This is a genomic window from Bacillus sp. A01H, from assembly GCF_045277205.1.
GTDB classification, from domain to species: Bacteria; Bacillota; Bacilli; order Bacillales; family Bacillaceae_G; genus Bacillus_A; species Bacillus_A paranthracis.
The window spans coordinates 4,195,248-4,219,323 of the sequence record NZ_CP117702.1; the positions used below are offsets into that span (position 1 = coordinate 4,195,248).

A 24,076-nucleotide genomic window follows, 5' to 3' on the forward strand; every position below is an offset into this window, starting at 1 on the left:
CCGTTTTTCATTTTTTTAATAACTATTAATTATAAACTACAGATTAACTATTATTCCTCACCCGCAAACTGTAAAAATTCTTCCAACCGCTCCTTTAACTCCTCCTCTATCTCACAATAAGATTCATCAACAAGTTCACCACTTAACTTACTTCCCCAAAACCTTATTGGAAGCGGTACTCCTAAAAAATAACTACAACATTCCCAGATAGGAACTGTATAAAATTCAACCATCTTTCCTTCTTCATCTAATACAGCTATCGAAATTGATGAAGAATATCCTGTTTCAAAAGGATTTTCTTTATCTCTGATGAGTTCTATAAATAATTCCATGTTTTTTTCTATGTACAAATGTGAATAATCTTTAAAAAGTTTAAATGCTATTCTCTCTATTTCCTTCTCCATGCATTGAATGTTCTCTTTTAACTCCAATGTAAAATCTCGTTCTGTATACTTCATCTCCGTCTCCTTACACATAGAAAAAGAGAATACAATAACATATTCTCTTTCCTCACATATACTTCATTATCTCACAGCCCGTCCTTTTCACAAATAACCATTTTGTTCGCACCATTTATGAAATTGTCCTACGTCTACTCCAACTAACACGATATCCTTTAGCTCTACCTCAATGATTTGTTCTCCAATTACAATAGCAAACTGCGATTCTAATTTTGTCTCGTTTTTCTTTACAATTCCAATTCGGTTCCGATGCGGTCCATCTTTTATATATGCTTTTTGTCCTACAATATCAAAGTTCAAGATCTTCACCTCTTTTACTGCGCTCAAATTGGAAATACGATCTCCACCTCGGAAAATTTCCTTTCATTGCACTATTTCTCTATATATATGACGAAACAATAAAAGAGTCCTTCCTTCTTTACAATTATTTTTTCTTTGTTTCATTTTTGTGATTGAAACGTAAAGTTTATAATAAAATACACTTGGAAGCGCTTTCTATGTAATTTTTTATGTTATAATGTATAAGTAGAACTTCGTAAAGAGGGTTAAAAAAAATGAATACAAAAATGATAAAAAAAGTAATTGAAGCATTAAAAGTATATGGCTTTCAGAATGTATCATTCTGTGACAAAACGAAGCAATTTTTATTTCATAACGAAACAGATATTATGAGCGGCTATGCAGAAATAACATATAGTAGTCAATTTGAAAAATTCAACGTACAAATTCATCCTATTGAAACGCATCACCAAGCAGAGTTACAAGAGGTTGAAAGACATATACAAGCCTGTATAAGAAAAGTGGAATATTTAAACGCACTTCTTAGCGGACAAACGAAACTAGATGATAAAATTATTATAATGTAAAAAAAGAACGTGATAGTCTCACGTTCTTTTTTTACATTATACATTCATCTTTTCTTTCAGTTGTAATCCTGTAATAGACTCTAATACATCCATTGCTTCTCCAAATGTCATGTCAAAAATTGTTTTATCTTCTATGTATGGAAATTGTCTGAAACGCTTTTCTAACATTTTCACAGCATCCGACGTAAAGTGTGCACTATCGATGCCAAATTCTGTTTCAAGAAGAACGATCCAATCTAACACATGAAAACCTAATCCATTTACGAATGAAATAAGTTTTTCTTCTGACTGTGAAGATAAGAATACGTGTCGTTCCATCTCACTAAAAAGTTCTTCTCCTAAAATATGAGCTAATTCATCATCATGTTCGCGGTCAATGATTTCTTCATAACCATAATCATCTACAAGCTCCTCAACTTCTTCACTATCTGCAAAAAGTAATTGGCTAAGAAGTGCCTCTTTCTTAAATTCGCTATTTTGTACGACTTCTAAAAAGCTCGTTTCCCATCCATTTTCTAATTTCATATTATGTACTCCTTTATATATGTTTCTTATCATCACTGTACCCAAAAGATCACTTTTATAACCTTTTAGATAGTTACTATTATTTCACATGATTCATAACATAAGATGCAAATTCTGCTGCATCTCCTTCAAAAATATTTATTTCTGGCAAATGATAGAACGTTGTTTGGAGCGGATTTCCTTCATGATATACATATATATTTTTCTCTAACGCGATCGCCATTCCAAACTCTGTATGGCTCCCGTTTCCGCCATCTAATATAAGTAAAAATATATCCGCTTCCTTAATAGCATTCTTTTCTGCCTGACCAATTTCTCTTAATTGCTCTTGATTCACAGCTCTTTCGTTTCTTGTCCAATCATATGTATGGTGCCATCCTGCATATTTCAGTTCATTTGCTATAGAACTTACAAGATGTTTATTTTGGAATCCTGAAGCGATATAAAAATTCATTTCTATACACCCCTTCTTTATATACGGGAAACTCCTTTTTAGCGTTACTTGCTATATAATAAAAAACGACTTCAAAAAAAATCCCCATCTTTAAAACTTATTTGCGTTTAAATGATGGGATGCCTCATGGTCTTCTTTTATTTTTTGTTTTTTATAACTTTCATCAGCTAACATTTCTAGTTCAGCTGTTATTTCTGATTTTTCAAGCTCTCTTTCTTGCGAAAACTTCCTTGAAATATAAACAATAACACTACCAACGTACAACACAAAGCATATAATAAGTGCAGTATTTTCATAGAGACTTAGCTCCAACACAGTCACTCCTAATCCATTCGTATTTTCACGCTTCATTAATTGGAATTTCCCTACTAATCCATTTGCTATTGTAACATAAAAACACCGTTTCTTGGAATCTTTCATCCTACTAAAAGAGGCATGATTGTTTCATCATGCCTCTGAAATATGTTGAATGATTGTTTGAATTGCTTCTTTTCCATTATATTTTTTTAGAGCTGTTCTATACACTTCATTATTTTGATTTAATTCTTCGACATGCTTTATAAGAGATTTCACAGTCACATCTTCTTCATACAATACGGAAGCATATCCTTGTCTCTCAAAAGACTCTGCATTTAGTATTTGATCTCCACGACTTGCAAATTTCGATAGTGGAATTAAAACCATCGGCTTTTGCAATGTTAAAAACTCAAAAATGGCATTAGAGCCCGCACGTGAAATAACAAAATCTGTTATGGCTAATATATCTGGCAGTTCTCCGTGTACATACTCAAATTGTTTATATCCTTCTTTATTTTGTAAACTATCATCAAGATTACCTTTTCCGCAAAGGTGAACAATTTGATATTTTTTCAGAAGTTCTGGTAACGCTTCTCGAACCGTTTCATTAATTTTTTTTGCGCCTAAACTTCCTCCCATGATTGTAATAACTGGCTTTTTACGTGAAAAACCTAAAAATGCTAAACCTTTTTCACGATTTCCCTTTAGTACTTCTTCACGTACAGGAGATCCTGTATAAATTACTTTTTCTTTCGGTAAATGTTTCGCAGCTTCTTCAAATGTAACAAATATTTTTGAAGCGAAACGGAGCGCAATTTTGTTTGCTAGTCCTGGCGTCATATCAGATTCATGTAATAAAACTGGTACCCTGTTTAACCATCCTCCAATTACGACTGGTACAGATACGAAACCACCTTTTGAAAAAATTACATCTGGTTTTAGTTTTCGAATCCTTACATACGCTTCCATAACACCCTTCATCACAAGAAAAGGATCTTTTATATTTTTTAAATCAAAATAACGGCGTAGCTTTCCGCTCGCAATACTATAGTACGGAATGCCTTCCTTTTCTATAATCGTTTTCTCAATTCCTTGATGAGAACCAATATAAGAAATATCCCAATTTTGTTCTTGTAAATGTGGAATGATGGCTAAATTAGGTGTTACATGCCCTGCCGAACCGCCACCTGTAAAGACTATTTTTTTCATACGTCTCCCCCTTCTAGACTATAATACACTAAAATATCTTGCCTCGGGGTGAGAAAATACCATAGCCGTTACAGACGCTTCTGGCTCCATCATAAATCCTTCCGTTAATGAAATACCTATTTCCTCTGGATGAATTAAGCGAAATAACTTTTCTTGATCTGCGAGTTCTGGACATGCTGGATAACCGAAGGACACTCGTATCCCTCTATATTTCGTACGGAAGCGTTCTTCCATCGTCAATTCTGGCGAATCTGGAATCCCCCAGCGATCGCGAATGAGCATATGTGTTTTTTCAGCAAGTCCTTCTGCTAGTTCAAGCGCTAACGATTGAATAGCATGACTGCGTAAATAATCACCTTTCGCTTTCCACTCTTCAGCAATGTCACGAACACCTTCTCCAACCGTAACAGATAGGAAAGCAACATAGTCCATCTCATCTCCAACTGGGCGTAAATAGTCACCTAAAGTACGATATGGTGCTTTTCCTTGTCTTGGGAATGTGAAACGCTCTATAACACGCGTATGATCTTCTGGATCATATATTACAATATTCTGTCCGTCGCTTTGCGCTGGGAAAAATTGATACACTGCTTTCGGTTTTAACCAAGATTGTCCTTCCTGCAATAATTCATCTATTAAATCATTTAATTCATGCGCTCTTTTATCTCCCTCTCGCAAAAGTTTCTTCACACTTCCCTTTAGGCCAAGGTGATGTCCAAGCAGCATTTGTCTATTTAGAAATGGCGCGAGATGTGAAACAGGAACATCTCTTAATACAATTCGTTTTGTTGAATCCGGTACGATAACCTCAGCCTTCGGTAATGGCTCAATTACTGCTGGAATTTCTACTTTCTTCTCTTCTTTTGTTACGATATGAAGATGACGTTCTTTTTTATCCTGCTTCATCTTCTCACGCTCTTCTTCTTTTTGAAGCTTATTAATAATATCCAGCCCCGTCATCGCATCACTCGCATAACATACGAGCCCTTTATAAGATGGCGAAATGCGATTATCTGTAAACTTTCTCGTTAACGCTGCCCCGCCTACAACAATTGGAATATCAATATCCGCCGCTTTTAAATCTTCAGCAGTCGTTACCATTTGTTGAGCCGATTTTACTAATAAACCAGAAAGACCTATAATATCAGGCTTCTTTTCTTGTACTTCTTGCACAATTCGATCCGAGCGAACATTAATTCCTAAATTAATAATCTCATATCCGTTATTTGCTAAAATAATTTCAACGAGATTTTTCCCAATATCATGCACATCACCTTTTACAGTTGCTAATAATACTTTCCCTTTTTTCGCACTATCGCTAGATTCCATATGTGGCTCTAAATAACTTACAGCAGCTTTCATACTTTCAGCACTTTGCAATACTTCAGCAACGATAAGCTCATTATTATTAAATAATCTTCCTACCTCATCCATTCCTGTCATAAGTGGGCCATTAATAATATCCAAAGGTTTTCTTCCTTCTGTAAGTGCGAGACTTAAATCTTCGTGTAAACCTTGTTTCGTACCTTCTACAATGTAATTTGCGAGCCTTTCATCAAGTGTTAATGTTTCTTGGACAACAACATCTTTCTTTTTTGCCACGCGATAGAAGTTTGTAAATTTCTCCAACGTCTCTTGCGTCGTTTCAAAAAGCAATGCATCTGCAAGGCGTTTTTCTTCATCAGGAATTGACGCATAGCGCTCTAATTTTTCCGTATTTACAATCGCGTAATCTAACCCTGCTTTCGTTGCATGATATAAAAAGACGGAATTTAACACTTCGCGACCAGCTGGTGGTAAACCAAATGATATGTTACTTACACCTAAAATCGTTAAACACTCTGGTAATGCTTCTTTAATAAGGCGAATCCCTTCTATCGTCGCAGCCGCCGAGCCAATATACTCTTCATCACCTGTCCCTACAGGAAATACAAGTGCATCAAAAATAATATCTGATGGGCGTATACCATATTTCGTCGTCAATAACTCATAACTTCTTTTCGCAATTTCTAGTTTTCTTTCCGCACTTACTGCCATTCCATCTTCATCGATTGTTCCAACTACAATTGCAGCACCATATTTACGAAGAAGCGGTGTCACTTTTTTAAATCGCTCTTCTCCATCTTCTAAATTAATTGAATTAATAACAGCTTTCCCTTGAATATAAGTAAGAGCTCGCTCCATCACATGTTCATCTGTTGAGTCAATCATAATCGGTACTTTTAACACTTTCGTAACTTCTGCCAAGAAGTTTTCCATATCTTCTATTTCATCGCGGTCCGGGTCTGCCATACAAATATCAATAATATGAGCATTTTTCTTCACTTGCGCTCTAGCGATTTCAGCAGCCTCTTCAAATTTCCCTTCTGCTACTAATCTTTTAAATTTACGTGATCCAATAACATTTGTTCTTTCACCAACAAATAACGGTCTCATAGAGTCATCATATTGCAGTGCCTCTAATCCACTAACCCCATGTCCCGCTCTCTCTTGCTGTTCACGAGGTTTAAGAGACGTTAATGCGGATTTCATTGCTTTTATATGTTCTGGTGTTGTACCACAACAACCACCGATAATATTAACCCATCCTTCTTCTGCAAATCGCTTCACTTTCTCGGCAAGCGAGGATGGAGATTCATGATAATGTCCATCTTCATCAGGAAGACCTGCATTTGGATAACAAGAAATGTAACACTCCGATAAATCAGATAGAGAACGAATATGGTCTCTCATAAACTCCGGACCAGTCGCACAGTTTAATCCAACAGATAATGGCTTCATATGTTCTACCGATAAGTAAAAAGCCTCAATTGTTTGCCCAGCTAGAGTCGTTCCCATCGGTTCAATCGTTCCCGAAATCATGATAGGTACAACTGTATTTAGTTCATCAAAAGCCGCTTGAATTCCAATATAAGCAGCCTTCACGTTACGCATATCTTGACTCGTCTCAACGAGTAATACATCCACTTCTCCTTTCAACAATCCTCTTGCCTGCCGCGTATAAGCTCCAATTAATTCTTCAAACGTTACACCACCAGTAACACTAATCGCTTTCGTTGTCGGTCCCATTGCTCCCGCAACATATACTTCCTTCCCGCTTTCTTCGACTGCTTGCTTCGCTAAACGCGCTGCCTTCTCATTTAGCTCCTCGTCTAAATGAGATAACTCATAATCACTTAGTACAATATTGGTTGCCCCAAATGTATTTGTTTCAATAATATCCGCTCCAGCTTCAATATAGGCTTTATGAATCTTTAAAATAACATCTGGTCTTGTTTCTACTAAATACTCATTACACCCTTCGTACTCCTCTCCTCCGAAATCTTCCGCAGTTAAATCCTCTTGCTGGATCATCGTTCCCATTGCACCATCTAATAGTAAGATGTTATTTTGTAATTTTTCTTCTATACATTTCATCAATTAATACCTTCTTTCACTTCTTGCTTTTCTCTCACATATTTAACAAGATGTTCTGTAATTTCATATTTTAAAAATGGTGTAATAAGATAAATGCCGTTAAAGTATTTCATCGCCGCATCGATTAATTCTTGAGAAATACGAATCCCTTCCTCAATTGCTGCCTCTTTCGTTTCATGTCCATCCATTCTCTCTCTTACTGCTTCAGGTAAAGTAATACCTGGCACCTCAAAATGAAGAAAATCTGCATTCCGTTTACTTATTAATGGCATAATCCCAATAAAAATAGGTTGTTCTAAATGCTTTGTCGCTTCATACACTTCTTCAATTAACGCGATATCATAGATTGGCTGCGTTAAGAAATATTCTGCTCCAGCATCTATTTTCCGTTCCATTCGCTTAACCGCTGCTTTTAAATGTCTTACATGCGGGTTAAATGCACCGCCCACAGAAAACCTTGTTGCCGGTCCAATGGATTTCCCTAAAACGGAACGCCCATCGTTCATTTCTTTAATCATTTTAATGAGCTCGATAGAGGACAAATCATATACAGAAGTGGCACCTGGAAAATCACCAACGCGCGCTGGATCTCCAGTTAAAGCTAACACTTCTTCCATGCCTAACGCTGATAATCCTAGTAAATGAGATTGTAGTCCGATGACGTTATGGTCTCTACATGTTAAGTGCGTCAATACCGGAATATCATGCTTCGTTAATAATGCTCCCATTGCCATATTCGAGATACGGGGCGATGCTAATGAATTATCTGCTAGAGTAATAGCATCTGCTCCAGCTCTTTTCAATGCTCTTGCGCCTTCAAAAAACCGCTGCGTATCTAACGTTTTTGGTGGATCTAATTCCACTACTACGGTCGTTTGTTTTTTTGCTTTCTCTGCTAAAGTGACATGAGCTTTTGAACGTTTCTCATGTGTATGAACTACTTTCGGTCTTTGAACCGTATCCTTTTCTATTACAGGCGTAACATTTAGAGTAGCACGTTTCATACTTTCAATATGTTCTGGAGTCGTGCCACAACAACCGCCCAATAACCGAATACCTTGCTCAATAAATTTCGGTGTCATCGCTTCAAAATAAGCTGGACTTCCCTCATATACGTATCGTCCCTCTACATAATTTGGGAGACCTGCATTTGGATATGCTGACAAGTAACCATTTTTCGGAATCGATATCATTTTAAAAGCTTCCGTCATATGAAGTGGCCCTAGTTGGCAGTTCAATCCAACAACATTTGCACCATAATCTAAAAGTTGTTTTAATATTTCATTTACATCATTTCCATTTTGAGTCGTACCCGCCTCATGTAACGCCAATTGCGCTACAATTGGAATATTTGTTTCTTTTCGTAACACCTGGACAGCATGAAGTAATTCAAACTCATCATAAAAAGTCTCTAATAGCAGTCCATCAACCTGTTCTTCTAATAATGCACTTGCCTGTTCCAGTAACATAAATTCTCGCTCCATATCAGTTGTCGTAACCGCCCCGATATGTTTCATACCACCAATTGTGCCTAAAATTGCATTTCTGTCTGTAACAGATGCTTTCGCCAGTTTTACTGCCGCTCTATTAATTTCAGTAACTTGATTTTCTAATCCATACATACGTAATTTCGCTTCATTTGCTCCGTACGTATTTGTTTGAATCACATCTGCCCCAGCCGCTACATATTGCTTATGAATCGATACAATTAAATCTGGATCAGATATATTCAATTCTTCAAAACTACTTTGCAAACCATGTGAATGTAATAACGTCCCAACCGCACCATCACCTATTACAATTCCTTTTGATAATAAATCTAGTAATTTCACAAATCTCCCTCATTTCTATCAATATAAAAACCCCCTCTTCACTTTGAAGAGGGGGACATAATCGATCCTCCTCTTATTATGCAAAACATTCGTTTTGCAGGTATTAGCACCGTTTCAAACATTTCGTTTGAAGGTTGCCGGGTTTCACAGGGCCTTTCCCTCCACCGCTCTCAATAAGAGTTTGTCTTTATTATTTTATTTATGTAGCTAAAAGGAAATGCGTTCCCCTTTTAACAATGTTTGTTAATTTTTTTATAAATTTAGCACGCACAAATACAAAAGTCAATGACACTTGCGGAAAAATAAAAATTATTTAAAATAAAGTTGCAATTCAATTATCTTTTGTTGTAAAGTTAAAAACATAATAAAATTTCATACGAACATTCTTATCTAGAGAGGTAGAGGGACTGGCCCTATGACGCCTCAGCAACCATTAACATTTGTTAATAAGGTGCTAATTCCAGCAAATTGTGAAAGATTTGACAGATGAGAAGAAGACTCTATTCAAACCGAAAGCCTTCTTCTTAGAAGGCTTTTTTATTTTATATTCAACTAATGGTTCAATTTAAAAAGGAGGAATTTTCACATGTCAACTATCGAAACAAAATTAGCGCAAATCGGAAACCGGAGTGAAACTACAACAGGAACTGTTAATCCACCTGTTTATTTTTCAACTGCTTATCGTCACGAAGGAATTGGTAAATCTACTGGATTTGATTATTCACGAACTGGAAATCCAACGCGCGGCCTATTAGAACAGGCAATCGCAGACTTAGAATGCGGTGAACAAGGTTATGCCTGTAGTTCAGGGATGGCAGCCGTTCTTCTTGTCCTTTCCCTATTCCGCTCTGGAGACGAACTTATTGTTTCTGAAGATTTATACGGTGGCACTTATCGATTATTTTCTGAGCACGAAAAAAAGTGGAACGTTCGATGTAGATACGTAAATACACAATCTATTAAACAAATTGAGCAAGCCATCACAACGAAAACGAAGGCTATTTTCATAGAAACTCCAACTAATCCATTAATGCAAGTTACCGATATTGCCGCTGTTGCAACTGTAGCGAAAAGACACGGACTACTTCTTATTGTAGACAACACATTCTACACACCTTATATACAGCAGCCATTAACAGAAGGTGCCGATATTGTACTTCATAGCGCAACGAAATATTTAGGTGGTCATAACGATGTACTAAGCGGACTTGTCGTTGCAAAAGGAAAGGAACTTTGTGAGGAAATCGCTCATTATCATAATGCCTCTGGTGCGGTCTTAAGTCCATTTGACTCATGGCTATTAATCCGTGGTATGAAAACGTTAGCGCTTCGCATGAGACAACATGAAGAAAATGCAAAAGCAGTTGTTGCTTATTTAAATGATGAGGATGGGGTGACAGATGTATTTTATCCTGGAAGAGGCGGCATGATCTCGTTTCGTCTGAAAGATGAAACATGGATTAACCCATTCTTACAATCTTTATCCTTAATTACATTTGCCGAAAGTCTCGGTGGTGTTGAAAGTTTAATGACATATCCAGCAACACAAACACACGCTGATATTCCTGAAGAAATTAGAACAGCAAACGGTGTATGTAATCGTCTTCTTCGATTTTCCGTTGGTATTGAAAATAGTAACGATTTAATTCAAGACTTAAAGCAAGCCATTAAACTTGTAAAAGAAGGTGTAAGAATATGAGTTATTCTATAGATACACTCTTACTGCACAACCAATATAAACATGACTCGCAAACAGGAGCTGTTAACGTTCCCATCTATAACACATCAACATTTCACCAATTTGATGTAGATACGTTCGGGAAATATGACTATAGCAGGTCAGGCAATCCAACTCGTGAAGCTCTTGAAGACATCATTGCTTTATTAGAAGGCGGAACAAAAGGATTTGCCTTCGCATCAGGAATTGCAGCGATTTCTACTGCATTCCTCCTCCTTTCACAAGGTGATCACGTACTCATTTCAGAAGACGTATACGGAGGAACTTATCGAATGATAACTGAAGTTCTCTCCCGTTACGGTGTTTCACATACATTTGTTGATATGACCAATTTAGAAGAAATAAAGCAAAACATTAAGCCAAATACAAAACTCTTTTATGTAGAAACACCTTCCAATCCACTTTTAAAAGTGACAGATATTCGTGCTGTTTCTAAACTTGCAAAATCTATTGGCGCCCTTACTTTTGTTGATAATACATTTTTGACACCACTATTCCAGAAACCACTTGACCTTGGCGCTGATGTCGTTCTTCATAGTGCCACAAAATTCATTGCCGGTCATAGTGATGTTACTGCCGGATTAGCAGTTGTAAAAGATACCGATCTCGCTCAAAAACTTGGCTTTTTACAAAATTCATTCGGCGCTATTCTAGGCCCGCAAGATTGTTCTCTCGTACTTCGTGGTCTAAAAACATTGCATGTACGTCTTGAGCATTCAGCTGCTAATGCCAATAAAATTGCACACTATTTACAAGAGCACGCTAAAGTTCAAAATGTCTATTATCCAGGATTACAAACACATCTTGGATTTAACATTCAACAATCTCAAGCTACATCAGCAGGAGCTGTCCTATCTTTCACTTTACAATCAGAAGACGCACTTCGCCAATTTTTATCAAAAGTAAAATTACCTGTCTTTGCGGTTAGTTTAGGGGCTGTCGAATCGATCCTTTCCTACCCAGCTAAAATGTCACATGCAGCACTATCGCAAGAAGCTCGTGATGAAAGAGGGATTTCAAATTCATTACTTCGGCTATCCGTCGGTCTTGAAAATGTTGACGATTTAATATCCGATTTTGAAAATGCCCTTTCTTATGTAGAAGAGCCTGTAAATGCATAGAGCGAAAAGAAGATATGAAATTAAATTTTCATATCTTCTTTTTATGTTTTCGATTATACTTTTTACTTTTCGTATAGTTCATAAAAAAAGAAAGAGTACACCCATTTCCAAGTAATGAATTAATTGATATATTAAGAAGTAAAAAAGGGGCAAAAATAATGGATACTTGTGCAGATATTTTAATCGTTATCGATCTACAAAATGGAGTATGTTATAGCGAAGAACATTTATTTGACTTACAAAATTTACTTGCAAAAGTAAATAAAAGAATTTCTTCATACAGAAAATCAAATAAACCAATTCTTTTCGTTCAACATTGTGATGATGATTTAGTACCTGAAAAAGAACTTTGGGCTATTCATTCAGATTTAGATGTTCAAAAACAAGATTTTTTTGTAAGAAAAACACATGCCAATTCTTTTTATAACACAAACTTGAAAGAGATTTTAGATCAATTATCTGTACATCGTATTGAATTTTGTGGTGCCCAAACAGAGTACTGTATGGATACCACGATTAAATTTGCCCATGGACTAGGGTACGAAAACTTCATGTTCCAGAAAGCAACCTCTACGTTAAATAATCCATTTATGTCCGCAAAAGAGACAATTGATTTTTATGAAAATATATGGAACCACAGATTTTTAAAATTGATGAAAGATGAAATCTAGAATACATAACTAACATCTTGGTAATTCTAAGATTTATCAGCTATATTCAAACATTTCATTTTCACCATAAAGAAGCTGACTACATTCGGCTTCTTTTCTTTTAACCTGTTTTATATTCTATATATAACATTACAATTCCTTTGTCATATTATTTTAAAAATTTAGTATATTCATTTGAAAGAATAGGAAAATCATGATAAAATTGTGTTACAAATATATCTATATCTTTCAATTTTTAAAACGCATCGAAATTTTCACCCAAAAATGTCATTTTACAAAACCGTGCTAAATTATCTACTTTATTTACATCAGGGTCTCTTTTCTTACAATTTCTTTACTTTAGGAATGTTTTTCTGCAACAACTGTTTTCTTTTCTTTAATTTTTTGGTATGTATAGTATGGTATAACAGCTCACACGGAGGTGGAAAAGAACATGTTAGAAACCTTTCAAAAAGAAATAGAACTATATGAAAGCAATGCAGAATTATTGAAAGTACTTGCTCATCCTGTTCGCTTATGTATTGTAAAAGGATTAATTGAACGCGGTCCAAGCAACGTTTCTACAATGTACACTGGCTTAAACATGCCACAATCTACAATTTCACAGCATTTAGCAAAGTTAAAAAGTGCTAAAATCGTTTCAAGTGAAAGAAAAGGATTGGAAATTTATTACAAAGTAGAAAACGAGACAATTATTCAACTCGTTCGCGTATTATTGGGTTAGGGACTCATAGACAGAAAAAAAGGATGTATTTTATATTTTTCATCTCATATCTTTAATATAAATATATATCATGAGAGGAAATATATGATGCTACATAAGTCGTATTAAAAAACAAGACACAGAACTATGCTGTGTCTTGTTTTTTATATTTTCAAATACCGATCCAAGTGTAACTGTTGCATATGTTTCGTATGTATAACAACATCACATGCACTCCCCAACCCTCCGCTCAAAATCATAGAATGAACTGCACGATTTTGTTTTTGAATTTCAGAAAAAGGATCCCGATCTTGATGATTCGTAAGCAGCTCTAGTATTCCTGCTGCTAACAAAAACTCAGATTGTTTCTTATGCCATACCATATTCATACCTTGCAGGCTAAACATTTCTTTCAGTTCGTCCCAATGAATATGAGTAGTAAGATCCATTTCACCTGGATACGCTAAAGGATTACGAATTAATTTATGCTCGTAATATCCTCGTAAACTACCTTCTTGATGTGCAGGATGCATCCATTCTTCTTTTGTATATCCATAATCAACTGTAATACATACACCTCGTTGAAACCATTTCGCAATTTCTTTTATATATTCTTCCATCGCAATTGGCACTTCAAAACGCTGGCCTTCAGCGAGATGAATATTATATTTCAATAAGTATCGACCAATTCTTTTATGTAACGGCCTACATACTTCTGCAAGTTTCCCTTCCTCTGTGTACGTAACACGTACTTCATACAATATTCCATTTCTCTTCTCAATTACTTCAACAGGAAATGCATCAAATAACTCATTCGAAAAAAGAATCCCCTCGAACGATTCTCCCATTTCACTATGCGACGTATAATATGACACATTAGAAAACGAACAAAGAGTCTTTTGCTGCAATTTTCTATGAAAAGGGCTCATTTCAATTATCGAATAGTTTAAATCAATAAAGGTTTCCGGTGATAATTGCTTCCATTCTTGTAAAACATCATAGGCAAACCTTCCTGTCCCCCCACCAATCTCACAAATATGTGGAGCAACTTCACCATTTTCAACAAGACGAATAAAAAACTTAGCAAAAGTTTTTGCAAACACAGAGGATACGTTGCTACTTGTAAAAAAATCCCCTTGTCTTCCTATTTTTTCACGTTCTTTCATATAATATCCATGTTCCTCTGCATATAATGCGAGGTTCATATATGTACTGTATGAAATTGAATAATCCTTTTCTTTTTCCATCCATTCTTTTAAAATGAGCTCCATCCCCATACTAGCTCCTTACTGTAAAAATGGATTATTTTCTTTTTCAAAACCAATGCTTGTTTCTGGACCATGTCCACATAACACCGCTGTTTCATCAGGTAATACAAATAATTTCTCTTCAATACTTCCAATCAACTCTGCAAAACTTCCACCAGGTAAATCTGTTCTTCCAATACTCATTTGGAATAATACATCTCCAGAAAATACAGCATTCGCCTCTTTACAGTAATAAGAAATACTGCCTGGAGAATGTCCTGGTGTCTCAAAAATTTCAAAGTTAAATGAACCAATTGCTAATGCACCTTCTGCATCAATAATATGATCTGCTGGTTTTGCTGTAATGCTGCGATTCATCATAAAGATTTGAGAACCATTTACAGTTGCATCGCCTAACCAATCTGCTTCTTCTTTATGTACGTACACAGGAATATGAAAAGCGTCTCTTACCGCATCAACAGCACCAATATGATCAAAGTGAGCATGTGTTAATAAAACAGCCAGTGGCTTTAATTGTTCTTCTTGTAAATATGTAACGAGCTTCTCTCCTTCGTGACCAGGATCAAAGATAATACACTCATTTTGCTCATTCGTTAAAATATAAGCATTTGTTTGTAATGGGCCTAACGGCATTTGTATCCATTTCATATGAAAATCTCCTCCAATTATTAAACTTACTTTCAATGATACAACATTTTTTTCTCTTAGGAAAAGAAAGGATGCTATCTCGACAATCATTTTTAAAACATGTACAATATAAAAGAGTAAATATTCCAAAAACTCATATTAAGGAATGGGTAGACAGAGGAGGATATTGTATGGGCCTTGTTATTATTTTTACGCTTGTCACTCTGTTAGCTGTATTTGCTACGCTTAGAACACTTCGCGAAAAGAATTTTCTCGCGGGCGGCTTTGCAATTGCAACTGTACTCGTTTTCGGATGGTTTACAATCATGACTGTTCTATATAACGGGTACCCACCAGCAGCTTAATTCATTTACATGCTCGTCTTCATCAAGATTTCGCACAAAAAGAGGAAGGGTTTCCCCTTCCTCTTTTCATACTTCACAACTTATATCATCTTCGCTTCGTATTTGTGCTTTTTTACAAGCCAAGCTCCTCCGATAACACCTGCATCATTACCAAGTGTTGCAATAGCTAACTTCGTGCTCTTTACAGCACGTGAGAAAGCATATTGCTCAAAATAGCGTTGAATTGGTTCTAAAAGTGCATCTCCAGCTTTAGAAACGCCTCCGCCAATAACGATTTTCTCTGGGTTCAACGTGCTAGAAAGGTTCGCTACAGCTAATCCTAAATAAGAAGCTACCTTTTCTACTACTTCGCCTGCTAGTTCATCACCTTGTCCATGTGCTTCAAATACGTCTTTTGATGTGATACGTCCTTCTTCTGCTAACATAGAACGTAGAATACTTTCTTTATCAGTCTCTTGTATTTTTTGCATAGCAACACGCACAATACCTGTTGCAGATGCTACAGTTTCTAGGCAACCAGACTTCCCACAATTACATGGGAAAGCATTCTCTGTAACGACTGTAATGTGTCCGATTTCACCAGCAGCACCGCTTACGCCGTGTACAATCTCTCCATTGGCAATTACACCGCCGCCAACACCAGTGCCAAGCGTCATACAAATTAAATCTTTTGCTCCTTCACCAGCACCTTTCCACATTTCACCAAGCGCTGCTAAGTTCGCATCATTATCAATCACAACAGGTAATCCTGTTTCTACTTCTAATAAATCTTTTAACGGATAGTTCTTCCATCCTAAGTTAACCGCTTCATAAATCATTCCAGACGCCACGTGTACAGGGCCAGGAGCTCCCATACCAATACCGATTAACTTACTTTTTAATTCGCCTAACTCCTCTAACTTTTTATCAATAGCTTTCGCTACATCAAGTGTAATATGTTTTCCTTGCTCATTTGTATTCGTAGGGATTTCCCACTTATGTAAAATTTCACCATATACATTAATAAATGCTAATTTAATCGTTGTACCACCAAGGTCAACACCAACTAACCATTTCTCTTCCATGTTACTTACCTACCTTTATCTAATTCTTATTTAGCTCTTTTTGAATTTCTTGCTTCAATAAAAATAAAGCTGTTTGATAGTCTTGTGAATCGATTAGCTGTGATTGATTTAATTCACGCAATTCATCTTGCATTAATTGTAAATCTGCAATTCGATCTCCCGTATAAATAATCGTACCAAATTTCTTTAGCAATTGCTGAATATCATATATAGATAACATTTCATCACCCTCTATGCTCACTTACTATAAAAAATTATAATAAGAAAACGTTCACATATTTTATTATAATCAAGAAGAAAAAGTCTCGTCAATTTTTATTTGTCTATACAAGCCCATTTTTAACCATTGTTCCTTTTTCTGTAATAATTTTTTCTACATTTTTATCAAACGGCTCTATTGGAATATGGTCTACCATTTGAAAACTATAAGCTAATGATAGCGTTTTCCCTTTATAATGCATGAGATAACGATCATAATAGCCACCACCATATCCAATCCGTTCTCCTCGCTCTGTATAAGCTACACCTGGTACAATTTGAAGGTCAATTTCATCTGCATTCACTTCTTCCGTAAGCGCTGGAATTGGCTCACGTAAATTCATATACACTGTTTCCAATTGATCAAAATTACTAATTTGCCTAAAGGACATTGTTCTTGTTTCTTTATTACATTTCGGAACAACAACTTTCTTTCCTTCTTCCCAAGCTTTTTCGATAATAGGATATGTATTCACTTCATTTTCCATTGAAAGAGTGATTCCAATTGTTTTAGCTTCAGTCCACTCTTTTTGTGCATACAACGAAAATGCAATTTGCTCTGATAAAGTTGTATACCGTTCTTTTGATAAAGAATTCATGTGCTCTATTATTTGTTTACGTAAACGTAGTTTCTCTTCTCTCACACATTTTCCCCCTCACAGTGATACTTTGCTCTACGATGATAGTGTATCACTTTTAAGAGAGGAATCGAATAAAAAAAGAAACAGTAGGAAAATATTCCTACTGCTTACTTTGTTTCACGGTGTAACGTAGACTTCTTGTCACGCTTGCAATACTTTTTAAGCTCGATACGCTCAGCGTTGTTACGTTTGTTTTTCTTTGAGATATAGTTACGATCTCCGCATTCTGTACATGCTAGAGTAATATTCACACGCATTCTTATTTCCCTCCAGTACTAATAACTTAAATCAGACTATACTATAATACCACTTTTAAAATAAAAATTCTACACCTTTTGATATTGTCTAATTTTTTCTATAAGATTTTTCATGTTTTCCCTTGCTATTACTGGGTTTCTAGCATGTGAATACACTAAAAATTTCGGTTGTTTTGTGTCAGAAACGATATAAGACCACTCCTTTTCGGTATATTTGAACTGTACTCCTTCAAATATGCCTTCTTCCTTCCTTTCGATATCAGCCAATAATTTCCTCATCACCTTCCCTTTTTCATTCCACGAACATACAACTTCATCACAAAGTAAATAAAGCGGCGGGGATTGCTCTACTATGCTGAGAAAGGTTTTTCCCTGCAATGCTATTAACTCGAATAATTTTCCAATTCGATATAAAATATCTCGCTTCCATCTCGCTTGAAACGATTTTTTTTCATCCTGCGTATAAAATAGAAGATAACATTCTCCTAATTTCAAAGACATTGGGTAAATATTTCCTGCCGATTCCAGTAATAAATCTGGAATATCAATCTCTTCAAAATCCGTCCCTTGGTAAATATTACTATGATTATCATATAACTCGAAATAATTTCCTTGCTCTGAAAACATAAGCGCCATATTTGCTTTACTTGATTTCATTAAAGCTTTCACATGATCCTTTTGTTCGCCCGCATAAATCCACGTAACTGTGCATCCGAGTCTTTGCAAAAAGAGCATAAGCAAATGTTGTAACATATCATTTCTCTTATTAATAAGAAGATGGAACTTCTGTTTTTTTATTTTCTCAATATCAATACGCTCTAATACAGCCTCTATATAATTATGTAAAGAAACGTGTACTAGCTTATTCCGCCCCATTTCCTTCTCACATACGTAATAAAACGACTCAGACATATACACTTGTTCTATCGCTTTTTGCTGCTTATACGTTAACTGTGCCCCATCCTTACCATACAACTTTATAACAATCTCTTTTTCTTTTTCCGCTTGAATGAAAACCCCGCCCGCACATTGCAAATCTTGAATGCTGTACTGAAAAAGTGATTCGTTCATTTCTTTGCATTCCATCGTATGAATCCCAATACCATGAATTGCATGAAGAAAAAGATTTTTATAAGAAGTCGTTTCTATATGTTCTTGACTCCCGATTAATATACTTTCCCCTTTTGTAAAAAGAGATCCGTACGCCATCGCAACCTTTACAATAAATTGAGGTGTAATCTCCACATTACCTCTTCCTACAATGCGGCTTTTTTGCAACCATCCTGCACTCTTCTCACTTTCTTGAACACCAGCCGATCCTACTACCGAATGACTATCAATCGCCTTATATGGCCATAGTTTTCCCTTTTGCTTAATTACCGTACTTTTCCCTATATGACAATGGTCCGCTACAATGCTTTTTTGAAACAATGTAACATCATCTTCCACCATTGTATGTTCTCCTATTGTCGTTTCTAGTAACTCACAATATTTCCCAATGTGCGCATTTGCAAAAATAATACTCTTTTGAAGATGAGAATAACTTGAAACAACACTATTTTTCCCGATAATAGAGTATGGCTCAATTACAGATCCAGCACCAATTCTTGCTCCTTCACCAATAAAAGAAGGACCGTGAATTTTCGTTCCTTTTCCAATCGTTACCCCTTCTCCCATCCATACCATCGGTAATACTTCCGTATATGGGATAGGTACTTGCAATTTTTTCGTTAACAAATCAAATTGTGCTTGTCGATATTGATCAAATGTACCGATATCTAACCAGTAACCTTCTGACAAATATGCAAATAATGTGTTCTTATTTGCCAATAACGGAAACACATCTTGACTAAAATCAAAAAATTCTCGGGGCGGTATGTAAGAAAAAATTTCTGGCTCCATAATATATATACCTGTATTCACAATATTAGAGACTACTTCATTCCAACTCGGTTTTTCTATGTATCGTGTAACCTCTTGTTCTTTGTTCATTACAACTAAACCAAATGAGAGTGGATTTTCTACTTCCTTTACAAACATAGTTACCATTCTTTTCTTTTGTTTATGAAACGTAATTCCTTCTGATAATTGAAAATCAGTTAACGCATCCCCACTTATGACAACAAACGGTTCATCCAAAAATTTTTCCGCTTGTTTAATACTCCCTGCAGTTCCAAGCGGTGGAGAGTCTTCAAAGTAGTACAAGTTAACGCCCCATTTGCTACCGTCACCAAAATATTGCTTAATAGCTGTACTCATATACTGAACAGTAATTGCAATCTCACGTATACCATGCTGACGCAATAATTCAATGTTGTATTCTAAAACTGGCTTTTCTAATAATGGCAACATCGGCTTTGGAGTATTACATGTTAATGGTCTAAGGCGTCGTCCTTTTCCTCCAGCTAAAATAACCCCCTTCATATACTTCAGCCTCCACTTATATAATGTTCAGTAACTTCATATACGATATGTATATTATCTACCCAGCATTAACTAGCAGTATAAAATAAAGTGAAACTTTAATCAGTGGGGTTTTCTTCATCCCCTACTGATTATTAGCCTTGACCAATCGGGCCGACAGGCAGTAAAGTTCCCCTTATATACATTCACCTTTCAACAACTTAAGAAAGCGCTTACTATTAACTTTTAAAATATTACTTAATAAGCGAATAACATATACGCCCTATTTTTTCCATTATATTATGATACATCTTATCATCATAAACTAAAGGAAACAACGAGCTTTTTTTGTCATGTTTTGACTAAAAAAAGCAGGTGATGCTTCACCTGCTTTTTTCTTTATTCATTTAATAAGTAATGCTTTCCCTTTACTAAATAAAAAACATTTTCAGCAATATTTGTAATATGGTCTGCTACACGTTCGATATATCTCGCTACAAAGGATAATTGTGTAATTTGTGTAATTGCTTCTGGTTGTTCTGGAACTGAAGATATAAATTCACGAATCGCTTTCCCATATATTTCATCAACAGAATCATCCATTTCGGCAATTTGCTTCGCAAAAGTTAAATTTTCTTGCTCATATGCATCTAGCGCTAACTGTAACATCTTATTTGCAATCGCAAACATCTCATCAAGATTGTGCAAACTAACAGACACGTCTTTTTCCCCGAGACGAATGGTTGATTTCGCAATATTAACAGCATGATCTGCAATCCGTTCTAAATCTGTCGCTGTTTTAATTGAAATGAAAATCCTTCTTAAATCACTTGCTACAGGTTGCTGCTTCGTAATGAGCATAAGCGCAAGATCATTTATTTCCTCTTCTAAATTATCCATACGATAATCACCATCTATTACCTCTAACGCTTTCTCTACATCCTTTTTATGGAGCCCTTCCATAGCAAGCAATAAAGCTTCTCTCGCTAGTTCACCAAGCTCAATCACCTTTTGCTGTAACGTTTTTAAATCACATTGAAATTGTTCTCGTACCATTGTTTCTTCCCCCTCAATATTATGTGCCACTATATATAACTCTCCTACCTAGCCTACTTATAATAAACCTTAAGATAGGAGAAGTATTACTTCTCCTATCTTAAATAAGGTAAAAATAAGAAATACCCTCTGTTAAGAGGGTATTTGCTCTTAGCCTTGCTAGCGACATCAACCGAATCGGCCTGTAATATAATCTTCTGTACGCTTATCTGAAGGTGTCGTAAATAATTTATTTGTATCTGTATACTCCACAACTTCTCCACTTAAGAAGAAAGCAGTTTTATCTGAAATACGCGCAGCTTGTTGCATGTTATGCGTTACGATAACGATACTAAAATCTTTCTTTAACTCTTGAATTAATTCTTCTACTTTTAATGTTGAAATTGGATCTAGTGCTGATGTTGGCTCATCCATTAAAATAACGTCTGGTTCAATCGCTAAACAACGTGCAATACATAGACGCTGTTGCTGTCCACCAGATAAACCGTATGCATTATCATGCAAACGATCTTTTAACTCATCCCAAATTGCTGCTCCACGTAAACTTTTTTCAACAATTTCATCTAAGGTTTTCTTGTCGCTAATCCCATGAATTTTCGGGCCATATGCTACATTTTCATAAATAGATTTTGGAAATGGATTTGGTTTTTGGAACACCATTCCTACATGTGTTCGTAATTCTTCAACTGGATATGATTTATCAAATATATTGCGCTCTCTATATTCAATTACGCCTGTAGTTCGCACGATTGGTACTAACTCTACCATACGATTTAATGTTTTTAAGTACGTTGATTTACCACAACCACTTGGCCCGATAATTGCTGTAACTTCATTCTCATGAATACTTAAGTTAATATCTTTTAAAGCATGGTCTTCTCCATACCATAAATTTAAGTTTTTCGTATCAAATACTACTTTCTTTGGCGCAGTCTCGATTTTCTCCTCGTTTTTCACCTGTACATTTACTACTGTTGCTACCATTTGAATTCCCCTTTCATCCATTTCCAACTTATTTTCGATTTCGTAACCATAGGACAACTATATTGATCAAGAGCAACAAACCTAACAAAACAATCATCCCAGCAGCTGCTACATACTGAAATTCTTCCTGTGGTCTACTCATCCAATTAAAAATTTGAATTGGTAAAACTGTAAATCTATCAAACATACTAAACGGAACATAATTTGCAAATGCAAGTGCCCCGATAACTAATAACGGTGCCGCTTCTCCAATCGCTCTTGATATCGCTAACGTACAACCTGTTATAATTCCTGGGAACGCATATGGCAATACAACTTGATACATCGTTTGCCACTTCGTAGCACCTAACCCGTAAGAAGCTTCTAATAATGACCTCGGTACAGATCGTATCGCTTCTTGACTCGCTACAACAACTGTCGGTAAGACGAGTAAGCTCATCGTCAGTGCCGCTGCAATAATACTCTCACCTAAGTGAAGAGCGTATACAAAAATGGTTAAGCCGAGTAATCCAAATACGACGGAAGGTACTCCCGCTAACGTTTGATTATTAATTTCTATTACCTTTTTAAATATAGATTCCTTCGCATATTGCTCTAAATAAAGAGCAGTTCCGACCCCAAATATAAAGGAGAGTGGTATAACAATACTCATAAATAATATTGTTCCTGACAAAGCTGCAGCAATCCCAGCTTCTTTCGGATTACGCGAAGCGAAGTTTGTAAAGAAATCTAACGAAAGGTAACTGACACCTTTTTCAAAAATTTGAAAAAGCAAAATAAGCAGGATTACTATTGAAAACAAAATTGCCATATAAAATAACAATTTGTAAATTCGATCTTTAAAAAAACGTGATGCCATATTTTCTTGTATTTTTTTATGATTCAACATGCGCATATTATGTCACCCTCCTAAAGCGGCGCATAATAAACTGCGAAATGATGTTCATTATAAAAGTAAACAAGAATAACGTTGCGCCTACAGCGTACATGCTGTAATAAGTAATTGTTCCATGCGGAGCATCACCTAAACTCACTTGCACAATATAAGCTGTTAACGTTTGAATAGAGTGTGTCGGATCGAGAGATACGTTCGGTGTGGACCCTGCTGCAATTACAACGATCATCGTTTCACCGATTGCTCTTGAAGCAGCTAATATAATCGCTGCCATAATCCCTGCGAAAGCTGAAGGAAACACGACTTGTTTTACCATCTCAAACCGAGTTGCTCCAAGTGCCAACGAAGCTTCTTTCGTTCCTTTTGCTACAGCTCTCATTGCATCTTCAGACAGAGATGCAATTGTAGGTATCATCATAAAGCCAATAACAATACCTGGACTAATCGCATTAAAAAACTGTAAATCAGGTATAATCCGTTGTAAAAGCGGTGTAACAACTGTTAATGCAAAAAAGCCATATACAATTGTCGGGATACCTGCTAATAGTTCTAACATCGGTTTTAATACTTTTCTTACACTGTTTGAAGCATATTCACTTAAAAATACGGCACACGCTAAACCGATAGGAACTGCTACGCACATAGCGATTGCTGTTACAAGTACCGTTCCACATATAAGTGGTAATATACCGAATTTAGGATTTTCAAAAAAAGGTAACCATTCTTTCTCTGTCAAAAAGGAGAGCAATGATATTTTTTTAAAAAACATTATTGTTTCATTAGAAAGCGTAAAAATAATTCCAAGTGTCGTCGCAATAGACACGCTAGCAATTATTTTTAGTAATAATGGAACGATTCGATTGATTCGCTGCGTTTTTTTTCTATGTTTTGTATTTCTTTCAATCAAATGTTGTACAGAAAATGTAATTTGACTTTTGTCATTATAAGCCAAAGATGAAAACCC

25 protein-coding genes and 2 riboswitches are annotated in these 24,076 nt (G+C 35.8%); of the genes, 6 read left to right on the forward strand and 19 right to left on the reverse strand.

Going from position 1 to position 24,076, the window contains the following annotated elements; genetic code table 11:
- Nucleotides 1-50: 50 nt before the first annotated feature.
- Both PSR14_RS22215 and PSR14_RS22220 read right to left on the reverse strand, forming a co-directional pair.
- Complete coding sequence (locus tag PSR14_RS22215) at nt 51-458, reverse strand: hypothetical protein (protein WP_000877912.1); 408 nt, start codon at nt 456-458, stop codon at nt 51-53.
- Between the two features lie 87 nt (nt 459-545).
- Complete coding sequence (locus PSR14_RS22220; RefSeq protein WP_001008331.1) at nt 546-761, reverse strand: DUF3912 family protein; 216 nt, start codon at nt 759-761, stop codon at nt 546-548.
- A 254-nt stretch (nt 762-1,015) separates the two neighbouring features.
- On the opposite strand from PSR14_RS22220, the gene PSR14_RS22225 reads away from it, so the two are divergent.
- Nucleotides 1,016-1,327, forward strand: a complete 312-nt coding sequence (locus PSR14_RS22225; RefSeq protein ID WP_001093243.1) for a hypothetical protein — start codon at nt 1,016-1,018, stop codon at nt 1,325-1,327.
- Nucleotides 1,328-1,363: 36 nt separating this feature from the next.
- On the opposite strand, the gene PSR14_RS22230 is transcribed toward PSR14_RS22225, so the two are convergent.
- From PSR14_RS22230 to PSR14_RS22255, 6 genes are all read right to left on the reverse strand, one after another.
- Complete coding sequence (locus PSR14_RS22230) at nt 1,364-1,852, reverse strand: hypothetical protein (RefSeq protein WP_000764274.1); 489 nt, start codon at nt 1,850-1,852, stop codon at nt 1,364-1,366.
- 79 nt (nt 1,853-1,931) lie between these two features.
- A complete protein-coding gene (locus tag PSR14_RS22235) occupies nt 1,932-2,306 on the reverse strand; it encodes a nucleoside 2-deoxyribosyltransferase (protein WP_076868286.1) in 375 nt (124 codons plus the stop codon).
- A 90-nt stretch (nt 2,307-2,396) separates the two neighbouring features.
- Nucleotides 2,397-2,657 carry a DUF3966 domain-containing protein gene (locus tag PSR14_RS22240; protein ID WP_000817964.1) on the reverse strand — a complete coding sequence of 87 codons (261 nt, stop codon included), beginning with the start codon at nt 2,655-2,657 and terminating at the stop codon, nt 2,397-2,399.
- A 96-nt stretch (nt 2,658-2,753) separates the two neighbouring features.
- Nucleotides 2,754-3,812: an undecaprenyldiphospho-muramoylpentapeptide beta-N-acetylglucosaminyltransferase gene (murG, locus tag PSR14_RS22245; protein ID WP_000724753.1), complete on the reverse strand. Its 1,059-nt coding sequence runs from the start codon at nt 3,810-3,812 to the stop codon at nt 2,754-2,756.
- An 18-nt stretch (nt 3,813-3,830) separates the two neighbouring features.
- A complete protein-coding gene (gene metH, locus PSR14_RS22250) occupies nt 3,831-7,229 on the reverse strand; it encodes a methionine synthase (RefSeq protein WP_061185680.1) in 3,399 nt (1,132 codons plus the stop codon).
- Nucleotides 7,229-9,061: a bifunctional homocysteine S-methyltransferase/methylenetetrahydrofolate reductase gene (locus tag PSR14_RS22255; RefSeq protein ID WP_000770344.1), complete on the reverse strand. Its 1,833-nt coding sequence runs from the start codon at nt 9,059-9,061 to the stop codon at nt 7,229-7,231. The genes metH and PSR14_RS22255 overlap by 1 nt, the downstream gene beginning before the upstream one ends.
- A gap of 70 nt (nt 9,062-9,131) precedes the next feature.
- A riboswitch (SAM riboswitch) is annotated at nt 9,132-9,241 on the reverse strand.
- Between the two features lie 203 nt (nt 9,242-9,444).
- Nucleotides 9,445-9,554: riboswitch (SAM riboswitch) on the forward strand.
- A gap of 93 nt (nt 9,555-9,647) precedes the next feature.
- On the opposite strand from PSR14_RS22255, the gene metI reads away from it, so the two are divergent.
- From metI to PSR14_RS22275, 4 genes are all read left to right on the forward strand, one after another.
- A complete protein-coding gene (metI, locus tag PSR14_RS22260) occupies nt 9,648-10,760 on the forward strand; it encodes a cystathionine gamma-synthase/O-acetylhomoserine thiolyase (RefSeq protein WP_000103875.1) in 1,113 nt (370 codons plus the stop codon).
- Nucleotides 10,757-11,920 carry a cystathionine beta-lyase gene (gene metC / locus PSR14_RS22265; protein ID WP_000122291.1) on the forward strand — a complete coding sequence of 388 codons (1,164 nt, stop codon included), beginning with the start codon at nt 10,757-10,759 and terminating at the stop codon, nt 11,918-11,920. Before metI ends, metC begins: the two co-directional genes overlap by 4 nt.
- Nucleotides 11,921-12,078: 158 nt before the next feature.
- Nucleotides 12,079-12,591: a cysteine hydrolase family protein gene (locus PSR14_RS22270; RefSeq protein ID WP_098487083.1), complete on the forward strand. Its 513-nt coding sequence runs from the start codon at nt 12,079-12,081 to the stop codon at nt 12,589-12,591.
- A gap of 433 nt (nt 12,592-13,024) precedes the next feature.
- Complete coding sequence (locus PSR14_RS22275) at nt 13,025-13,315, forward strand: metalloregulator ArsR/SmtB family transcription factor (protein ID WP_000894375.1); 291 nt, start codon at nt 13,025-13,027, stop codon at nt 13,313-13,315.
- A gap of 143 nt (nt 13,316-13,458) precedes the next feature.
- Here PSR14_RS22275 and PSR14_RS22280 read toward each other — a convergent pair whose 3' ends face one another.
- Nucleotides 13,459-14,571 (reverse strand): class I SAM-dependent methyltransferase, encoded by a 1,113-nt coding sequence (locus PSR14_RS22280; RefSeq protein WP_000525121.1) that lies wholly within the window; start codon nt 14,569-14,571, stop codon nt 13,459-13,461.
- Nucleotides 14,572-14,580: 9 nt separating this feature from the next.
- Complete coding sequence (locus PSR14_RS22285; protein WP_000871248.1) at nt 14,581-15,210, reverse strand: MBL fold metallo-hydrolase; 630 nt, start codon at nt 15,208-15,210, stop codon at nt 14,581-14,583.
- Between the two features lie 170 nt (nt 15,211-15,380).
- On the opposite strand from PSR14_RS22285, the gene PSR14_RS22290 reads away from it, so the two are divergent.
- Entirely contained in the window at nt 15,381-15,554 is a 174-nt protein-coding gene (locus PSR14_RS22290; protein WP_000524853.1) for a DUF2759 domain-containing protein, read from the forward strand.
- A gap of 80 nt (nt 15,555-15,634) precedes the next feature.
- Here PSR14_RS22290 and glcK read toward each other — a convergent pair whose 3' ends face one another.
- From glcK to pstC, 9 genes are all read right to left on the reverse strand, one after another.
- Nucleotides 15,635-16,618 carry a glucokinase gene (gene glcK / locus PSR14_RS22295; RefSeq protein ID WP_000391706.1) on the reverse strand — a complete coding sequence of 328 codons (984 nt, stop codon included), beginning with the start codon at nt 16,616-16,618 and terminating at the stop codon, nt 15,635-15,637.
- A gap of 19 nt (nt 16,619-16,637) precedes the next feature.
- Complete coding sequence (locus PSR14_RS22300; protein ID WP_000949156.1) at nt 16,638-16,838, reverse strand: YqgQ family protein; 201 nt, start codon at nt 16,836-16,838, stop codon at nt 16,638-16,640.
- Nucleotides 16,839-16,941: 103 nt separating this feature from the next.
- Nucleotides 16,942-17,520, reverse strand: a complete 579-nt coding sequence (locus PSR14_RS22305; protein ID WP_001206419.1) for a 5-formyltetrahydrofolate cyclo-ligase — start codon at nt 17,518-17,520, stop codon at nt 16,942-16,944.
- Between the two features lie 104 nt (nt 17,521-17,624).
- Nucleotides 17,625-17,774: a 50S ribosomal protein L33 gene (gene rpmG, locus PSR14_RS22310; RefSeq protein WP_001265616.1), complete on the reverse strand. Its 150-nt coding sequence runs from the start codon at nt 17,772-17,774 to the stop codon at nt 17,625-17,627.
- Nucleotides 17,775-17,843: 69 nt separating this feature from the next.
- Nucleotides 17,844-20,198 carry a sugar phosphate nucleotidyltransferase gene (locus PSR14_RS22315; RefSeq protein WP_098487084.1) on the reverse strand — a complete coding sequence of 785 codons (2,355 nt, stop codon included), beginning with the start codon at nt 20,196-20,198 and terminating at the stop codon, nt 17,844-17,846.
- Nucleotides 20,199-20,576: 378 nt separating this feature from the next.
- The gene (gene phoU, locus PSR14_RS22320; protein ID WP_000251231.1) at nt 20,577-21,233 is read right to left on the reverse strand and encodes a phosphate signaling complex protein PhoU; all 657 of its coding nucleotides are present in this window, start codon (nt 21,231-21,233) and stop codon (nt 20,577-20,579) included.
- Nucleotides 21,234-21,401: 168 nt separating this feature from the next.
- Nucleotides 21,402-22,217: a phosphate ABC transporter ATP-binding protein gene (pstB, locus tag PSR14_RS22325; RefSeq protein ID WP_000226683.1), complete on the reverse strand. Its 816-nt coding sequence runs from the start codon at nt 22,215-22,217 to the stop codon at nt 21,402-21,404.
- 28 nt (nt 22,218-22,245) lie between these two features.
- On the reverse strand, nt 22,246-23,112 hold the full coding sequence (gene pstA, locus PSR14_RS22330; RefSeq protein WP_001242539.1) for a phosphate ABC transporter permease PstA: 867 nt from the start codon (nt 23,110-23,112) through the stop codon (nt 22,246-22,248).
- Between the two features lies 1 nt (nt 23,113).
- Entirely contained in the window at nt 23,114-24,064 is a 951-nt protein-coding gene (gene pstC, locus PSR14_RS22335) for a phosphate ABC transporter permease subunit PstC (protein WP_000323875.1), read from the reverse strand.
- Nucleotides 24,065-24,076: the final 12 nt, after the last annotated feature.

What these genes read in the sequence shown, in the direction of transcription:
- PSR14_RS22285 (WP_000871248.1), bottom strand. Translation starts at nt 15,210, where the DNA reads ATGAAATGGATACAAATGCCGTTAGGCCCATTACAAACAAATGCTTAT.
- metH (WP_061185680.1), bottom strand. Translation starts at nt 7,229, where the DNA reads ATGAAATGTATAGAAGAAAAATTACAAAATAACATCTTACTATTAGAT.
- PSR14_RS22300 (WP_000949156.1), bottom strand. Translation starts at nt 16,838, where the DNA reads ATGTTATCTATATATGATATTCAGCAATTGCTAAAGAAATTTGGTACG.
- rpmG (WP_001265616.1), bottom strand. Translation starts at nt 17,774, where the DNA reads ATGCGTGTGAATATTACTCTAGCATGTACAGAATGCGGAGATCGTAAC.
- phoU (WP_000251231.1), bottom strand. Translation starts at nt 21,233, where the DNA reads ATGGTACGAGAACAATTTCAATGTGATTTAAAAACGTTACAGCAAAAG.
- glcK (WP_000391706.1), bottom strand. Translation starts at nt 16,618, where the DNA reads ATGGAAGAGAAATGGTTAGTTGGTGTTGACCTTGGTGGTACAACGATT.
- pstA (WP_001242539.1), bottom strand. Translation starts at nt 23,112, where the DNA reads ATGCGCATGTTGAATCATAAAAAAATACAAGAAAATATGGCATCACGT.
- murG (WP_000724753.1), bottom strand. Translation starts at nt 3,812, where the DNA reads ATGAAAAAAATAGTCTTTACAGGTGGCGGTTCGGCAGGGCATGTAACA.
- PSR14_RS22215 (WP_000877912.1), bottom strand. Translation starts at nt 458, where the DNA reads ATGAAGTATACAGAACGAGATTTTACATTGGAGTTAAAAGAGAACATT.
- PSR14_RS22230 (WP_000764274.1), bottom strand. Translation starts at nt 1,852, where the DNA reads ATGAAATTAGAAAATGGATGGGAAACGAGCTTTTTAGAAGTCGTACAA.
- PSR14_RS22270 (WP_098487083.1), top strand. Translation starts at nt 12,079, where the DNA reads ATGGATACTTGTGCAGATATTTTAATCGTTATCGATCTACAAAATGGA.
- metI (WP_000103875.1), top strand. Translation starts at nt 9,648, where the DNA reads ATGTCAACTATCGAAACAAAATTAGCGCAAATCGGAAACCGGAGTGAA.
- PSR14_RS22235 (WP_076868286.1), bottom strand. Translation starts at nt 2,306, where the DNA reads ATGAATTTTTATATCGCTTCAGGATTCCAAAATAAACATCTTGTAAGT.
- pstB (WP_000226683.1), bottom strand. Translation starts at nt 22,217, where the DNA reads ATGGTAGCAACAGTAGTAAATGTACAGGTGAAAAACGAGGAGAAAATC.
- PSR14_RS22315 (WP_098487084.1), bottom strand. Translation starts at nt 20,198, where the DNA reads ATGAAGGGGGTTATTTTAGCTGGAGGAAAAGGACGACGCCTTAGACCA.
- PSR14_RS22240 (WP_000817964.1), bottom strand. Translation starts at nt 2,657, where the DNA reads ATGAAGCGTGAAAATACGAATGGATTAGGAGTGACTGTGTTGGAGCTA.
- PSR14_RS22275 (WP_000894375.1), top strand. Translation starts at nt 13,025, where the DNA reads ATGTTAGAAACCTTTCAAAAAGAAATAGAACTATATGAAAGCAATGCA.
- PSR14_RS22225 (WP_001093243.1), top strand. Translation starts at nt 1,016, where the DNA reads ATGAATACAAAAATGATAAAAAAAGTAATTGAAGCATTAAAAGTATAT.
- PSR14_RS22280 (WP_000525121.1), bottom strand. Translation starts at nt 14,571, where the DNA reads ATGGGGATGGAGCTCATTTTAAAAGAATGGATGGAAAAAGAAAAGGAT.
- PSR14_RS22290 (WP_000524853.1), top strand. Translation starts at nt 15,381, where the DNA reads ATGGGCCTTGTTATTATTTTTACGCTTGTCACTCTGTTAGCTGTATTT.
- metC (WP_000122291.1), top strand. Translation starts at nt 10,757, where the DNA reads ATGAGTTATTCTATAGATACACTCTTACTGCACAACCAATATAAACAT.